Source organism: Bradyrhizobium sp. AUGA SZCCT0158 (assembly GCF_018130065.1).
Classification (GTDB): Bacteria; Pseudomonadota; Alphaproteobacteria; order Rhizobiales; family Xanthobacteraceae; genus Bradyrhizobium.
In genome coordinates this window covers 317,916-332,391 of record NZ_JAFCME010000005.1, presented here as the reverse complement: position 1 = coordinate 332,391, position 14,476 = coordinate 317,916, and the positions used below count along the sequence as shown (strand labels likewise).

Below are 14,476 nucleotides of genomic sequence, written 5' to 3'. Positions count from 1 at the left end.
TTTCTACCGCAGATAAGTCTACGCAATCTGCGCAAGCTTGATTGCTATGCGAACCGGGTCCCACTTCGCTCGAAAACGCTATATCCCCGCCGCATCCCGGGGAGGACCGCTTTTGAGCGGGTCGCGAGCGCTCGAATCCGGTCCATCGTGGTATCGTCGGTGGTTGATTCGGGGAGGTTCATGACGGAAACGGCCGACGAGCTGAGCACGCCGCTCGGACAGGACACCAAGCGCAAGAAGCGCCGGTTCCGGCTGCCGTTCACCGCGATGCAGGCGCTGGCCGTGCTGCTTGGCCTGTTCCTGGTCGGCTTTGCCACCATCGCGCTGTTTACGGACAATCCGTTTGGCGGCGAGCCGGTCGCGCACGTCGCCATGCGCAAGACGCCCGTGACTGACGAGAAAGCCACCCCGGCCGCGGCCGGTCCCGCCGGGCAGGCTGCGACATCCGCGCCCAAACAGGCTGCGGCCGGCGAAAACAAGACCGTCACCATCATCGACGGATCCAGCGGCAAGCGGCAGGACGTCGTGATCGGCGGCGATGTCGGCAACAAGAACGATGCGGAGACAGCGCCGGCAACCGCGATGGCCGGCATCGATCCGCGCCTGCTGGAGAAGTCGCGCTACGGCATGATCCCGGTGGTTGCCGACGGCCTGAAGCCGTTTACGGTCTATGCCGCCGACGCCGACCGCGCCAAGGCCGCCAAGATGCCCGTTGTCGCCATCGTCGTTGGAGGCCTCGGTGTCGGCGCCGCCAAGACGGTTGATGCCATCATGAAGTTGCCGCCCGCCGTGACGCTGGCGTTTACGCCCTATGGGGCGGACCCGACGAAACTCGCCGAGCGCGCGCGGGCGCAACGCCACGAGATCCTGCTGCAGGTCCCGATGGAACCGTTCGATTATCCCGACAACGATCCCGGCCCGCAGACCCTGCTGACGACGCTGGCGCCGGAGCAGAATATCGACCGTCTGTATTGGCATATGAGCCGGATCCAGGGCTATGCGGGGATCGCCAACTTCATGGGCGCGCGCTTTGTGGCAACGGACGCCGTGATGCAGCCGATCATCCGCGAGGCGGCCAAGCGCGGCCTCGGCTATCTCGATGACGGCTCCACCCCGCGCAGCGCCGCCCCCGCACTGGCGGCGGGTCAGGCGATGCCCTTCACCAAGGCCGATTTCACCATCGACGCGGTGCCGACCTCGGCCGAGATCGACCGGACGCTGCTCAAGCTCGAAACCCTGGCCAAGGAACGCGGCCTGGCCGTCGGCGTCGCCTCGGCCCTGCCGATTTCGATCGAGCGGCTCGCCGCCTGGATCAAGACGCTCGAGACCCGTGGCATCCTGCTTGTGCCATTGACAACGGCGATGCTGAAATCAAAATCAGGATAGGGATCAACCTGATGGCGCCAATCCGGCATTGCCGGATTCCGCCCGCCTGATCGTTCGAATTGTGTGTGTAGGAAACCTGCAAGGAAAATCGACGGAATGGCGCGCTACGAAGACCTGCCTTACCGGACATGCGTCGGCATGATGCTGATCAATGCGGCGGGGCTGGTCTTCATCGGTCGCCGCGCCGGAGGCATCGAGCATGTCGACGAAACGCACGTCTGGCAGATGCCGCAAGGCGGCGTCGATCCCGGTGAGGATACCTGGGCGGCGGCAAAGCGCGAGCTCTATGAGGAAACCAGCGTTCGCTCGGTGGAGAAACTCGGCGAGGTCGCCGACTGGCTGATCTACGACATTCCGCGCACCGTGGCCGGCCGTACCTGGAAGGGCCGGTACCGCGGGCAGCGCCAGAAATGGTTTGCGGTCCGCTTCACCGGCAAGGATAGCGAGATCAATGTCGCGAGCCCCGGCGGCGGCCACAAGGCCGAATTCATCAGTTGGCGTTGGGAGCCGATGAAGAATCTTCCGAGCCTGATCGTGCCGTTCAAGCGGCCGGTCTATGAACGCGTGGTGCAGGAATTTTCCAGCCTCGCGGGCAAGTAATGTACCCGTCATTCCGGAGCGCGAGCGAACCCGGAATGACGCCTAACACATCAAGCATCAATGACAGATACAAAACCGTACCGCCCCAATGTCGGGATCGCTCTGTTCAACGCTGCCGGTCAGGTGCTGATCGGCCGGCGCTTCCGCGACGATGGACCCGAGATCATCCTCCCCGGCCTCGAATGGCAGATGCCGCAGGGTGGCATCGACGCTAACGAGAATCCGCGTGATGCGGTGATGCGCGAACTCTGGGAGGAGACCGGCGCGGTCAGCGCCGAGCATCTCGGTGAAACCGACTGGATGACTTACGAGTTCCCGCCCTATGACGGTCCTCCCTCGCATCGCCTCGCCAAATTCCGCGGCCAGCGGCAGAAATGGTTCGCGCTGCGCTACACCGGGCGCGACGACGAGATCGACCCGTTGACGCCGCGCAACGGGCAGCCGGCCGAGTTCGACCAATGGCGCTGGGAACGGCTCGACCGTGTTGCCGGTCTTGTGGTGCCGTTCCGGCGCGAGGTGTACATGACCGTCGCCACGGCGTTCGCACGATTTGCAACCACGCCTACTTAAGAAAGTGCCGATGCCGATCCGCGCCATATTTTTCGACGTTGGCGAGACGCTGATCGACGAAACGCGCCTGCTGCACGGCTGGGCCGACACCATGGGCGTCGACAGGGCCGAGTTTCTGGCCGTGCTCGACGATATCATTGCCAAAGGCGAGAATTACCGCATGGTCTTCGAGCGGCTGCGGCCGGGTTTTGACGTCCGTGCCGCTGTCGCCGAGCGCAAGCGAAGCGGAACGGATTTCAGGATCGAAGCAGGCGATCTCTACGCCGACGCGAGGCCGTGCCTGTCCGAACTGACGCATGACGGCTGGTTTGTCGGTATCGCCGGCAATCAACCGCCCACCGCCAAGGCGGCGCTCGATTCGTTCGGCCTCGAGGCCAGATTGATCACGACCTCGGCGGAGCTCGGCGTCGACAAGCCTTCGCTCGATTTCTATAGCAAGACGCTCGCGATGACCGACCTCGATCCAGCCGAAGTGCTCTATGTCGGTGACCGTCTCGATAACGACGTCATTCCGGCGCGGAATTTTGGCATGAAGACCGCCTTACTTGAACGCGGCCCTTGGGGCCGCAACCATGTTCGCTGGCCCGATGCCGCGCTCGCCGATTTCATACTGAAAGATCTGGCCGGATTGCCGGCCTTGCTGCGCGAGATGAAGCGCCAGAGCTGATAGACGCCGCTAGTTGGGCCCGACCGTAAACGGCCCGACCGCGACGACGCGGCAATCGCTGTCGCGCTTGGCACAGTCGCTGAGGGCTTCGTTGACTGCGGCCTGCTCACTGGCTTGCTTCAATCCCAGACCGGGCCGTCTTGCGGCGCCCACGGCGATCGCGCTCCATCCACCTGCAGCATCGGCAGTTTGCGCGCGGCATCATCGCGCGCTTCAGGTGCGACCAGCGAAGTATCGGCCGCCTTGAAGAAGCCGGTCACCCTCATCGTTGTCGGAACTGGGACGATGAACGTGTCGTTCAGCGCTACAATCATGCAGGGAACGCCGGCGATGGCGCCACACGATTCCAGACTCCGTCGCGCCGCCTCCTCTACCGTATCCACACCGACGACCATGTAGTATTGACCGACGCCGGGGCCGACTGCCAGTATCTTGGTCTTACGGGCCGGCACATAGATATTTTCAATCCGCGCCTTGCCGGGATCACGCGTCAACGGCATTTCCTTTGAGGAAAATGGCCGTTCGGTTGTCTGGTCGTGTTTGATCCAGGGCGGTGGTGGCAGGGGCGGCTTGCCGTGCGCATAAACGACTTTGTTGCCGACAGCATAGAGTTCGCATTTTCGCGGTGACGAAGCGCTGTCCGCGCGCTTCTGGCATTGCTCGACCGCCATGCCTTTTGCCACTTCTTCACTCGCCTGCCCGGTGACGAAGGCGTTGAGTCCGCCGAAGTTGAGCGCGACCGCCTTGAAGTCGGTGCCCGGCACGTACTCCTTTTCGAGCGCCGCGCGAATCCGCTCACCGACAAATGGCACGGCAGCGATTGCGAGGGTCTCACTAGACGGCGAAAGCGGCGATGGAGATGATGGCGTAGCCACCGGCGGCACGGACGCTGGCGCCGGCGCCGAGTTCACATGGCTGCTCGCCACTTGCGGCGCCTGCTTCGCCGCCATGTTCTCCAGCTTGGTGAAGTACAGAAAGCCGCCGACGCCGATCGCAGCCAAACTGACCAGGGTGACCGCGACCGGCCACATCCAGTTTGGCGCACCGTGATCCGAAGCCTTGATCGGCTTCTTGACCTGCGGCGTCGAGTAGGAGCCGTCTTCGCGGCGCATCGCCACCATGAAGGCATGCACCGGGGTCGGGATGTTCTTCACGTCCTGCGCGCCGATATCGGCGAACTGCACCGACAATTTGTTGGCGACCTGTTCGTGCACCGCGCACGAGACGCAGATGCCACCGATCTCGGCGAGGCCCTCGAGGCGTGCGGCAATGTTGACGCCCTCGCCCAGCAGGTCGCCGTCGCGCTCGACCACATCGCCGATGGTGATGCCGATGCGAAACGACATCTGCCGGCTCGGCGGATACGCCATGTTCCGGGTGCGCAGGCTTTCCTGAATATCGATGGCGCAGCGTACGGCTTCCACCGCGCTCGGGAATTCGGCAAGCACCGCGTCTCCGGCGGTATTGAAAATGCGGCCGCCGCCTTTGGCGATGAAATCGTCGGTCACTTCACGATAGGACGCGAGCCGCCGCAGCGTTTCCTCTTCGTCCTCGGCAACCAGGCGGCTGTAGCCGGCAATATCGGCTGCAAAGATCGCCGCGATCTTGCGTTTCATAAAGACCAGCCCCGAACCACGTCTGGTACGGGAGAATGCCGTCAGAAGTTCCCGGGCGCAACTGTAGCGGTTCCCGGCACAGCCGGGGCGGCTTGCGAAAGAAATACTGCCGCTAAAAGTTCAGCGCCCGTCACGGTGTGACGAGCGCTGGTGTTATCAGGGGCCTTCATTGCGCCCCGGAGCGGGACCCCGGGGCTTAATGCATCGCCGTGGAGCTGAGCTGATGCTCGATGCTCTTGAAGTGATCGAGCCGCTCGATGGCGTGGTCGAGTTCGGTGCCTTCCTTCTCGGCGAGCTTGGCTTCCATCTCGGCAATCGTCTCGGCGAACTGGGCCCGATCGATGTCCTGAATCGAGGTGGCAACGTCGGCGAGTACGGTGAGGCCCTTCTCCGACATTTCGGCGAGACCGCCGAGCACGATCATCTTCTGATGCGTGCCGCCGGAGGTGATGGTCAGGATGCCGGGACGGACCGCGGCCACAACCGGCGCATGGCCGGCCAGCACGCCGAAATCGCCTTCCACGCCGGGGACGTCAACCTGATCGACCTCGCCGGAGAAGGAGAGTTTTTCGGGGGAAACCAGATCGAAGTGGAAGGTGGCCATGGAGAACCTGCGAGTGGGAATTGGCGAGTGGCGAATGGCGAGTGGCGAATGGAAAGGCGAATATCTATTCGCTACTCCCTATTCGCCATTCGCCGCCTTAGGCGGCTTCAGCCGCCAGCTTCTTGCCCTTCTCGACGGCTTCTTCGATGTTGCCGACCATGTAGAACGCCGCTTCCGGCAGATGGTCGTACTTGCCTTCGCACAGGCCGCGGAAGCCCTTGATGGTGTCGGCGAGGTCGACGAACTTGCCGGGCGAACCGGTGAACACTTCGGCGACATGGAACGGCTGCGACAGGAAGCGCTCGATCTTGCGGGCGCGGGCAACCGCGATCTTGTCCTCTTCGGAGAGTTCGTCCATGCCGAGAATGGCGATGATGTCCTGCAGCGACTTGTAGCGCTGCAACACCTGCTGAACCATACGCGCGGTCTCGTAGTGCTCCTGACCGACGACCAGCGGGGACAGCATGCGCGAGGTCGAGTCGAGCGGATCCACCGCGGGATAGATGCCCTTTTCCGAAATCGCGCGGTTGAGCACCGTGGTCGCGTCCAAATGGGCGAACGAGGTCGCGGGCGCCGGGTCGGTCAAGTCGTCGGCCGGCACGTAGATCGCCTGCACCGAGGTGATCGAACCCTTGTGCGTGGTGGTGATGCGCTCCTGCAGCGCGCCCATGTCGGTGGCGAGCGTCGGCTGATAACCCACCGCCGAAGGAATACGACCCAAGAGCGCCGACACTTCGGAGCCTGCCTGGGTGAAGCGGAAGATGTTGTCGACGAAGAACAGCACGTCCTGACCCTGGTCACGGAAGTGCTCGGCGACCGTCAGACCGGTGAGGCCGACGCGGGCACGGGCACCCGGGGGTTCGTTCATCTGACCGAACACCAGCGCGCATTTCGACTTCACGTTCGGATCGGGATTGTGCGGATCGGCGTTGACCTTGGATTCGATGAACTCGTGATAGAGGTCGTTGCCTTCGCGGGTGCGCTCGCCGACGCCGGCGAACACCGAGTAACCGCCGTGCGCCTTCGCGACGTTGTTGATCAGTTCCTGAATCAGCACGGTCTTGCCGACGCCGGCGCCGCCGAACAGGCCGATCTTGCCGCCCTTGGCGTAAGGCGCCAAGAGGTCGACGACCTTGATGCCGGTGACGAGAATTTCAGCTTCGGTGGACTGGTCGGTATAGCTCGGCGCTTCCGCATGGATCGGGCGCAGGCCTTCGGACACCATCGGACCGGCTTCATCGATCGGCTCTCCGATCACGTTCATGATGCGGCCCAGTGTGCCGGCGCCGACAGGAACGCGGATCGGCGCGCCGGTGTCGGTGACTTCCTGGCCGCGGACCAGACCCTCGGTGGTGTCCATCGCGATGGTACGCACCGTGGATTCACCGAGATGCTGCGCCACCTCGAGCACCAGGCGGTTGCCGGCGTTCTTGGTTTCGATGGCGTTCAGAATGGCGGGCAGATGCCCTTCGAACTGCACGTCGACGACGGCGCCGATGACCTGGGTGATGTGTCCGGTCTGGTTTGCTGGTGCTGCGGCCATAAAACTCTCTCCTTCGAATTCTGTCTTAAGGAAGTCCGTCAGGGTGTCGCGCGAATGGCTAGAGTGCCTCGGCGCCGGAGATGATTTCGATCAGCTCCTTGGTGATCTGGGCCTGACGGGTTCGGTTGTAGATAAGGGTCTGCTTGCGGATCATGTCGCCGGCGTTGCGGGTGGCGTTGTCCATCGCGCTCATCTGCGCGCCGTAGAACGAAGCGTTGTTTTCCAGCAGCGCGCGGAAAATCTGCACCGCGAGATTGCGCGGCAACAGGCGCGTCAGGATCTCGTCTTCTTCCGGCTCATATTCGTAGGACGTCGACGGGCCGGCATTTGCGGCCGGCGCTTCCACCACCAGCGGGATGATCTGCTGCGCGGTCGGGATCTGGGAGATCACGGATTTGAAGCGCGAATAGAACAGCGTGCAGACGTCGAATTCGCCGGCATCGAAACGCGCCAGAACCTTCCTGGCGATATCTTCGGCATTGATGAAGCCGAGCTGACGCACCGATTTCAGGTCGAGATGTTCGACGATCTGCCTGTCGAACTGGCGGCGGAGCTGCTCGTAGCCCTTGCGGCCGACGCAGAAGAACTTGACCTCTTTGCCCTGGGCGATCAGCGACAGCGCGCGTTCGCGTGCCAGACGTACGATCGAGGAATTGAACGCGCCCGACAGACCGCGCTCGCCGGTGCAAACCAGCAGCAGGTGAACCTGATCGTTGCCGGTACCGGCCAACAGGGCCGGCGCGCCGGGTGAACCCGCGGCTGCGGTGGCGATGTTCGAGATTACCGCGTCCATTTTTTCCGCGTAGGGCCGCGCCGCTTCGGCGGCGGTCTGCGCGCGGCGCAGCTTGGAGGCTGCGACCATCTGCATGGCCTTGGTGATCTTCTGCGTCGCCTTGGTCGAGGCGATGCGGACCCGCATGTCTTTCAGTGAAGCCATTCTTAGTTCACCCCGGCGATCAGACCTCTAGGATCCGACCGCAAGCCTCTTTTCATCAGGCCCGGCTAGCGCCGGGCCATGACGGCCCATCAAGCAAGCGTCTTGGAGAAACCTTCGACAACCGCCTTCAGCTTGCCCGCAGTTTCGTCGCTGAGATCGCGGCTTTCGCGGATGCTGTTGAGGATTTCGACGTTCTTGCCGCGCAACAGCGACAGCAGGCCGTCTTCGAAAGGACGCACCTTGTTTAGCGGAAGCGCATCGAGATAGCCGTTGGTGCCGGCCCAGATCACGCAAACCTGCTCTTCCATCTTCAGCGGCGAGAACTGCGGCTGCTTCAGGAGCTCGGTCAGGCGCGAACCGCGGTTCAAGAGGCGCTGGGTCGACGCGTCGAGGTCGGAACCGAACTGCGCGAACGCCGCCATTTCGCGGTACTGCGCCAGCTCACCCTTGATCTTGCCGGCGACCTTTTTCATCGCCTTGGTCTGCGCCGACGATCCGACGCGCGACACCGACAGACCGACGTTGACCGCCGGACGGATGCCTTGGAAGAACAGGTCGGTTTCCAGGAAGATCTGGCCGTCGGTAATCGAAATCACGTTGGTCGGAATGTAGGCCGACACGTCGTTGGCCTGGGTCTCAATGACCGGCAGCGCGGTCAGCGAACCCGAGCCCTGGTCCTTGTTCAGCTTGGCGGCGCGCTCGAGCAGGCGGGAATGCAGATAGAACACGTCGCCGGGATAGGCTTCGCGGCCCGGCGGGCGGCGCAGCAGCAGCGACATCTGGCGATAGGCGACGGCCTGCTTGGACAAGTCGTCATAGATGATGACGGCGTGCATGCCATTGTCGCGGAAATATTCGCCCATGGTGCAGCCGGTGAACGGCGCGATGTACTGCATCGGCGCCGGGTCGGAAGCGGTGGCCGCAACCACGATCGAATATTCCAGCGCGCCCTGTTCTTCGAGCACCTTCACGAACTGGGCGACGGTGGAGCGCTTCTGCCCGATCGCGACATAGACGCAATACAGCTTGATGTTCTCGTCCGGCTGCGCGTTCAGCGGCTTCTGGTTCAGAATGGTGTCGAGCGCGATCGCGGTCTTGCCGGTCTGACGGTCGCCGATGATCAGCTCGCGCTGGCCACGGCCGACCGGGATCAGCGCATCGATCGCCTTGAGGCCGGTCGCCATCGGCTCGTTGACCGACTTGCGCGGAATGATGCCGGGCGCCTTGACGTCGACGCGCTTGCGTTCGGTGGACTGGATCGGGCCCTTGCCGTCGATCGGGTTGCCGAGCGCGTCAACGACGCGGCCGAGCAGGCCCTTGCCGACGGGCGTGTCGACGATGGCGCGGGTGCGCTTGACGGTCTGGCCTTCCTTGATCTCGCGGTCGGCGCCGAAGATCACGATACCGACGTTGTCGGTTTCGAGGTTCAGCGCCATGCCGCGGGTGCCGTTCTCGAATTCGACCATCTCGCCGGCCTGGACGTTGTCGAGGCCGTAGACGCGGGCAATGCCGTCGCCGACGGACAACACCTGTCCGACTTCGGTAACTTCAGCCTCCTGGCCGAAATTCTTGATCTGGTCCTTGAGGATCGCGGAAATTTCCGCGGCGCGGATGTCCATCAGCCTGCCTCTTTCATCGCGTGCTTGATCGAATTGAGTTTGGTGCGAAGCGAACTATCCACCATGCGGCTGCCGAGCTTGACCACCAGGCCGCCGATAATGGAGGGATCGACTTTCACGTTGAGCGCGACGTCCTTGCCCGTCACTGACTTCAGTGCGGTCTTGAGAGCGTCGAGATTCTTGTCGCTGAGCGATTCGGCGACGGTGACGTCTGCCGTAGCTTCGCCCTTGAACTTCGCCACCAGCGCGCGGAAGGCGCGGATTACGTCACCGACGGCAAACAGCCGGCGATTGGCGGTCAGGACCTTGAGGAATTTGGCAGAAGTGCCCGAAATCCCGGCCTTGTCGAGAATCGCGGTGAGCGCCTTCGACTGCGCATCTGCCGAGAAAACCGGACTGCGGACCAGGCGCTTCAAATCAGCGCTGTCGGCCAGCATGGCCTCGAATCTATCGAGATCGGCTTTTACTGCGTCGATCGATTTCTCGTCGCGCGCCAACTCGAACAAGGCCGTTGCATAACGGCCTGACACTCCCGAAACGGACGGATCTTCAGCAGCCACAGAGACGCTCTTTTTTGCTGTCAAACTCGCAAGGGAAAAACCGTCGCCACGGAAGCGGCGCCTAGCGATCCAAGCCCTTGGAATTCAAGCGGGACTTCGATTTTCGACCGACACGAGAGGTGCCGGGATCGTTAAAATCGCGGCTTTGCTAACATAGCAAGCGCGCAGGTGCAACATGACGGCGCGCGCGGGCGATGCCTTGTCGTACGACTATTTTAGTTGGCCTCTAATTCAATTTTCCAAACCGACCTTCAAGCCGACTTTCGAACCGCGGGTGTCACGCGCAGATCGCAGCAAATCAGCCGTCACGATTTTGCCACCCTTCGGTCCGCGCCGGAGTGCGTCAGCACCACGCAAAATTGTTCCGCCCGTATTTGCATGGGCGCCATGAGCCGTCGGCACAGACCGAATCCGGTTCCCTGCCGTTTACTTGTCGCAACTTCGTGAACGCTAACGAACACTTAATTCATCAGTAATAGTAAGTATAGTTATGGTTAAAATATCGTTAAAGCAACGTATTGAGAAATACCCGTTGTTTAGTTGATCTAGGTAGCAAGATATGTCAGCCGGAGGAAAACACAGATTACTGCCCAATTCATGCCTCAATGCCTACTCAAACGGCAGTCTCGTACATGGGAACGGGGGTTCCACTTGTCACATATGTGGCAATACTGTCTGAGGGATTATATTGATGTTGAATTCCAAGAACCTGCTGCCGGGAACTGTCACCCGGTCGCGTACGGCGTTTGCATTCATCGCCGCAACTCTCCTGGTCGGTGGCAGCATCACCGAAGCCTCGGCCAAATCCAGGCATCACCGCCATCACAACCATCATTCCCACCACGCTCAAAAGGCCAAGAGCAACTGGCAGGACGCCAACGCCTCGATCGGCTCAGGCTCCGGGCGCAGCTTCTCGGGCATGGCTTCCTTTTACGGCAATGAATCCGGCAGCAAGACCGCGTCCGGCCAGCGCTTCAACCAGAACGCCATGACCGCGGCCCATCGCAGCCTGCCGTTCGGCACCAAGCTCCGCGTGACCCATGGCGGCCGCAGCGTCATCGTCACCATCAACGACCGCGGCCCGTTCATTAAAGGGCGCGTGCTCGACCTTTCGACCGGCGCTGCCAGCGCGGTCGGACTGACCCGCGCCAAGGGCGTCGGTCGCATCACCGCCGAGGTCGTCTCTTAAATAGCGCCGATCATACGCCGTTTCCGGTTCAACAAATCTGGTAAGCGTTGCGTTGCGTAACGGGCGCAGTACTTTCGCGCACCGATAAGGGCCTGCCGTCGCAAATGACGGCAGGCTTTTTATTTGACCACGCTCGACTTGCCGCCCCGCCCGAACGGCGCTGAGCGGCTCTGGCCACCACGGTGGCAGGAGGATCGTGCTAGGTTCTGCGGGCAACAGGGCGCGTTCCGCAGTCCTTGAACCAGCACTGACGAGATCGATCATGAGCCAGATCAAAACCGTGGAACAACTGCGAAGTGTTCTTCCCGAACCACGGGCGACCACCAAGGCCAAAATAGCGCCCTGTCTCGACGAACAAGCGATCGACTTCCTGCAAACGTGCCCGTTTGGGCTGATGGCCACGGCCGGCCGCGACGGGCCGATCGAAGTATCCCCGAAGGGCGACGAGCCCGGGTTTGTCCGCGTCGAAAATGAAACAACGGTTCTGCTCCCGGAACGGGCGGGCAACAACCTTGCGTTCGGCCTGCAGAACATCATCGAGACCGGCCGGATCGGGATGATTTTCCTGCGACCCCGGACCGGCGAGACGCTGCGACTCTCGGGGCGGGCCGAGATCTTTGACGATGCCGAACTGCTGGCGACACTTGGCAAGGAAGGCCGTCCGGCGCTGCTGGCGATCCGGATCCACATCGAACGCTGCTATTTCCACTGCGCCCGCGCGGTGCTCCGGTCAAAGCTCTGGCAACCCGAGCATTGGCCGGAACCCAAGCGCATCTCGTTCGGAAAAGTCTTCGCGGCGAGGGCCGGCGCCGACGAGGATCAGGCGGCGAAAATCGATGCCTTTGTCGAGCAGGGATACACGACCAATCTGTGGTCGAACGGTTGATGCGGATTGTCGCCGGCCAATGATGGCCTTTACAAAAAGCTCTGCGGATCGACGTCGACCTCGAGCTTGAGATTGCCTTTTGTCTTCGGACCCGCCGCAAGCCATTCGCGCAAATAGTCCGACAGATCGACATTGCGCAGCGACTTTACCAATAGCCGGAAGCGATAGCGGCCCTTGATAACTGCCAGCGGCGCTTCCGCAGGCCCCAGCACCTGGATGCGCTCGTCGATCGGCGCGATGGCGGCTAACTTGCGCGCAAAACCTTCAGCGGTCGGCCGGTCGCCGGCGGAAATGATCAGGCTGGCGAGCCGGCCGAACGGCGGATAGCCCGATCGTTCGCGCTGATCGATTTCAGTGGCATAGAACGCCTCGCGATCGCTTGCGACCAGCGCCTTCATCACGGGATGATCGGGCTGATGGGTCTGCAGGTAACCGATGCCGCGGCCCTGGTCGCGCCCGGCACGGCCGATCACCTGGTTGAGCAATTGAAACGTCCGCTCGGCGGCGCGCGGATCGCCATTGCTCAGGCCCAGATCCGCGTCGACGACACCGACCAGATTGAGCCGCGGGAAATTATGTCCCTTCGCCACCAGCTGCGTGCCGATGATGATATCAACGCGGCCCTCGGCGATTTCGTTCAGCTCGCTGCGCATGGTTTCGATCGAGGTGATCAGGTCGCTCGACAGCACCATGGTGCGCGCGTTCGGAAATAGTTGAGCCGCTTCCTCCTGCAGGCGTTCGACGCCGGGCCCGATGGCGGCCAGCGATTCCTCAGCCGCGCAATGCGGACAGATATTCGGACGCGGCATCGAGAAGCCGCAATGGTGACAGACCAGCCGCTGGCGAAAGCGATGATCCACCAGCCAGGCGTCGCAGATCGTGCAGGAGAAGCGATGCCCGCAGGCGCGGCACAGCGTCAGCGGCGCGTAGCCGCGGCGATTGAGGAACAACAGCGCCTGTTCGCGCTTCTCGATCGCCTGCCCGATGTAATCGGCAAGCCGCGGCGACACGAAGCGGCCGCGCGGCGGCGGTTCGCGGCGCAAATCGATTGCCTCGATATGCGGCATATGCTGGCCGCCGAAACGCGACGGCAATGCTATGCGCTGATAGCGGCCCTTGCGCGCGTTGACTTCCGTCTCGATCGATGGCGTTGCGGAAGCCAGGATGATCGGGATTTTCGCGATATGCGCGCGCACCACCGCCATGTCGCGGGCGTGATAGTGCGCGCCATCATCCTGCTTGTAGGCCTGGTCGTGCTCCTCATCGACGATGATCAAGCCCAAATCGGCATAGGGCAGGAACAATGCCGAGCGCGCGCCGACCACGACCGGCGCTTCGCCGGCTGCGATCGCCGCCCAGTTGCGCGCGCGGGTGCGCGGCGTCAGTTCGGAATGCCATTCCAGAGGACGCACCCCAAAACGCTGCGCGAAGCGGTCGAGGAATTGTCCGGTCAGCGCGATCTCCGGCATCAGGATCAGCGTCTGCTTGCCGCGGCGGATAATTTCGGCGATCGCCTCGAAATAGACTTCGGTCTTGCCCGAACCGGTGACGCCATCAAGCAGCGCGACGTGAAAGCTGCCACTCGCCGCCAGCGCCCGCATTGCATCGACGGCGGTGCGCTGCTGCCGGGAGAATTCAGGCTGGGCAAACGATGGATCGGGCGCCGGCGGCGTCAGCGGCGGCGGCATCGCCTCGATTTGCAGCGTGCCCTCATCGACCAGCCCGTCGATCACGCCCGAACTGACACCGGCTTCCCGCGCGGCTTCGGACTTGCCGTGCAGCAGGCCGTCCGACAGCACGTCAATCGCCCGCCGCCGCGCCGGCGTCAGGCGCCGCGGCGGCTCACCGACCAGCCGCACGCCGAGCCGCATCCGCTCGGGGCCGAGATTTTCGCCCATCCGCAAGCTCATGCGCAGCACCATGCCGCGGGCGGAGAGCGTGTAATTGGCGACCCAATCGACGAGCGAGCGCAGTTCCTGCTTCAGCGGCGGCACGTCGAGCTTTTCGCCGACATCCTTTAAGCGGTTATGCAGGCGCGGATCGGGATTGGCGTTTTCCGCCCACACCACGGCCACCACCTCGCGCGGCCCGAGCGGCACGCAGACGACGTCGCCGGGCTTCAGCTCCATGCCGCGCGGGACGCGATAAGAATAGGCCTGATTGAGCGCAACCGGCACCAGCACATCGACGACGCGCGTCGATGTGGCGGAGGAACTGCTGCTGCGCGTCGAATGGTCCATGGGCATCAGGCTTAATGGGCGGAAGGGTTCAAGTTAAGGGCGCGCGGCCGCGAGGGCCA

General features: G+C 62.7%; 12 protein-coding genes and 1 pseudogene. 6 read left to right on the top strand and 7 right to left on the bottom strand.

The features are described 5' to 3' along the window. Positions 1-180: 180 nt before the first annotated feature. The 4 genes from JQ574_RS10145 to JQ574_RS10130 all read left to right on the top strand — a co-directional run bounded on the left by JQ574_RS10145 (position 181) and on the right by JQ574_RS10130 (position 3,223). The gene (locus JQ574_RS10145) at positions 181-1,386 is read left to right on the top strand and encodes a divergent polysaccharide deacetylase family protein (protein ID WP_212383469.1); all 1,206 of its coding nucleotides are present in this window, start codon (positions 181-183) and stop codon (positions 1,384-1,386) included. Between the two features lie 96 nt (positions 1,387-1,482). Beyond that, positions 1,483-1,986: an RNA pyrophosphohydrolase gene (locus tag JQ574_RS10140; RefSeq protein WP_212204181.1), complete on the top strand. Its 504-nt coding sequence runs from the start codon at positions 1,483-1,485 to the stop codon at positions 1,984-1,986. Between the two features lie 60 nt (positions 1,987-2,046). Beyond that, entirely contained in the window at positions 2,047-2,556 is a 510-nt protein-coding gene (locus tag JQ574_RS10135; RefSeq protein WP_212383468.1) for an RNA pyrophosphohydrolase, read from the top strand. 10 nt (positions 2,557-2,566) lie between these two features. Next, on the top strand, positions 2,567-3,223 hold the full coding sequence (locus JQ574_RS10130; RefSeq protein WP_212204179.1) for an HAD family hydrolase: 657 nt from the start codon (positions 2,567-2,569) through the stop codon (positions 3,221-3,223). 9 nt (positions 3,224-3,232) lie between these two features. On the opposite strand, the pseudogene JQ574_RS10125 reads toward JQ574_RS10130, so the two are convergent. From JQ574_RS10125 to JQ574_RS10100, 6 genes and pseudogenes are all read right to left on the bottom strand, one after another. Continuing rightward, a pseudogene (locus tag JQ574_RS10125) lies at positions 3,233-4,839 on the bottom strand (adenylate/guanylate cyclase domain-containing protein). A gap of 196 nt (positions 4,840-5,035) precedes the next feature. Then, a complete protein-coding gene (locus tag JQ574_RS10120; RefSeq protein WP_212204178.1) occupies positions 5,036-5,443 on the bottom strand; it encodes a F0F1 ATP synthase subunit epsilon in 408 nt (135 codons plus the stop codon). Positions 5,444-5,540: 97 nt separating this feature from the next. Further along, positions 5,541-6,986, bottom strand: coding sequence for a F0F1 ATP synthase subunit beta (gene atpD / locus JQ574_RS10115; protein ID WP_212204177.1), 1,446 nt, complete (start codon positions 6,984-6,986; stop codon positions 5,541-5,543). Between the two features lie 58 nt (positions 6,987-7,044). Continuing rightward, the gene (locus JQ574_RS10110; RefSeq protein WP_212204176.1) at positions 7,045-7,923 is read right to left on the bottom strand and encodes a F0F1 ATP synthase subunit gamma; all 879 of its coding nucleotides are present in this window, start codon (positions 7,921-7,923) and stop codon (positions 7,045-7,047) included. Positions 7,924-8,012: 89 nt separating this feature from the next. Next, complete coding sequence (gene atpA, locus JQ574_RS10105) at positions 8,013-9,542, bottom strand: F0F1 ATP synthase subunit alpha (RefSeq protein ID WP_212204174.1); 1,530 nt, start codon at positions 9,540-9,542, stop codon at positions 8,013-8,015. Beyond that, positions 9,542-10,102: a F0F1 ATP synthase subunit delta gene (locus tag JQ574_RS10100; RefSeq protein WP_212204173.1), complete on the bottom strand. Its 561-nt coding sequence runs from the start codon at positions 10,100-10,102 to the stop codon at positions 9,542-9,544. Before JQ574_RS10100 ends, atpA begins: the two co-directional genes overlap by 1 nt. Before the next feature lie 691 nt (positions 10,103-10,793). Here JQ574_RS10100 and JQ574_RS10095 point away from each other — a divergent pair. Both JQ574_RS10095 and JQ574_RS10090 read left to right on the top strand, forming a co-directional pair. Next, positions 10,794-11,291, top strand: a complete 498-nt coding sequence (locus JQ574_RS10095; protein ID WP_212204172.1) for a septal ring lytic transglycosylase RlpA family protein — start codon at positions 10,794-10,796, stop codon at positions 11,289-11,291. A gap of 262 nt (positions 11,292-11,553) precedes the next feature. Further along, positions 11,554-12,177: an MSMEG_1061 family FMN-dependent PPOX-type flavoprotein gene (locus JQ574_RS10090; RefSeq protein WP_212204171.1), complete on the top strand. Its 624-nt coding sequence runs from the start codon at positions 11,554-11,556 to the stop codon at positions 12,175-12,177. 29 nt (positions 12,178-12,206) lie between these two features. Here the strand turns inward: JQ574_RS10090 and JQ574_RS10085 are convergent, their stop codons facing one another. Next, a complete protein-coding gene (locus JQ574_RS10085; protein WP_212204166.1) occupies positions 12,207-14,417 on the bottom strand; it encodes a primosomal protein N' in 2,211 nt (736 codons plus the stop codon). Positions 14,418-14,476: the final 59 nt, after the last annotated feature.

Excerpts from the sequence above, each read along its gene's own strand:
- JQ574_RS10140 (WP_212204181.1), top strand. The coding sequence starts at position 1,483 with ATGGCGCGCTACGAAGACCTGCCTTACCGGACATGCGTCGGCATGATG.
- JQ574_RS10120 (WP_212204178.1), bottom strand. The coding sequence starts at position 5,443 with ATGGCCACCTTCCACTTCGATCTGGTTTCCCCCGAAAAACTCTCCTTC.
- JQ574_RS10130 (WP_212204179.1), top strand. The coding sequence starts at position 2,567 with ATGCCGATCCGCGCCATATTTTTCGACGTTGGCGAGACGCTGATCGAC.
- JQ574_RS10090 (WP_212204171.1), top strand. The coding sequence starts at position 11,554 with ATGAGCCAGATCAAAACCGTGGAACAACTGCGAAGTGTTCTTCCCGAA.
- atpA (WP_212204174.1), bottom strand. The coding sequence starts at position 9,542 with ATGGACATCCGCGCCGCGGAAATTTCCGCGATCCTCAAGGACCAGATC.
- JQ574_RS10095 (WP_212204172.1), top strand. The coding sequence starts at position 10,794 with ATGTTGAATTCCAAGAACCTGCTGCCGGGAACTGTCACCCGGTCGCGT.
- JQ574_RS10085 (WP_212204166.1), bottom strand. The coding sequence starts at position 14,417 with ATGGACCATTCGACGCGCAGCAGCAGTTCCTCCGCCACATCGACGCGC.
- JQ574_RS10135 (WP_212383468.1), top strand. The coding sequence starts at position 2,047 with ATGACAGATACAAAACCGTACCGCCCCAATGTCGGGATCGCTCTGTTC.
- JQ574_RS10110 (WP_212204176.1), bottom strand. The coding sequence starts at position 7,923 with ATGGCTTCACTGAAAGACATGCGGGTCCGCATCGCCTCGACCAAGGCG.
- JQ574_RS10145 (WP_212383469.1), top strand. The coding sequence starts at position 181 with ATGACGGAAACGGCCGACGAGCTGAGCACGCCGCTCGGACAGGACACC.
- atpD (WP_212204177.1), bottom strand. The coding sequence starts at position 6,986 with ATGGCCGCAGCACCAGCAAACCAGACCGGACACATCACCCAGGTCATC.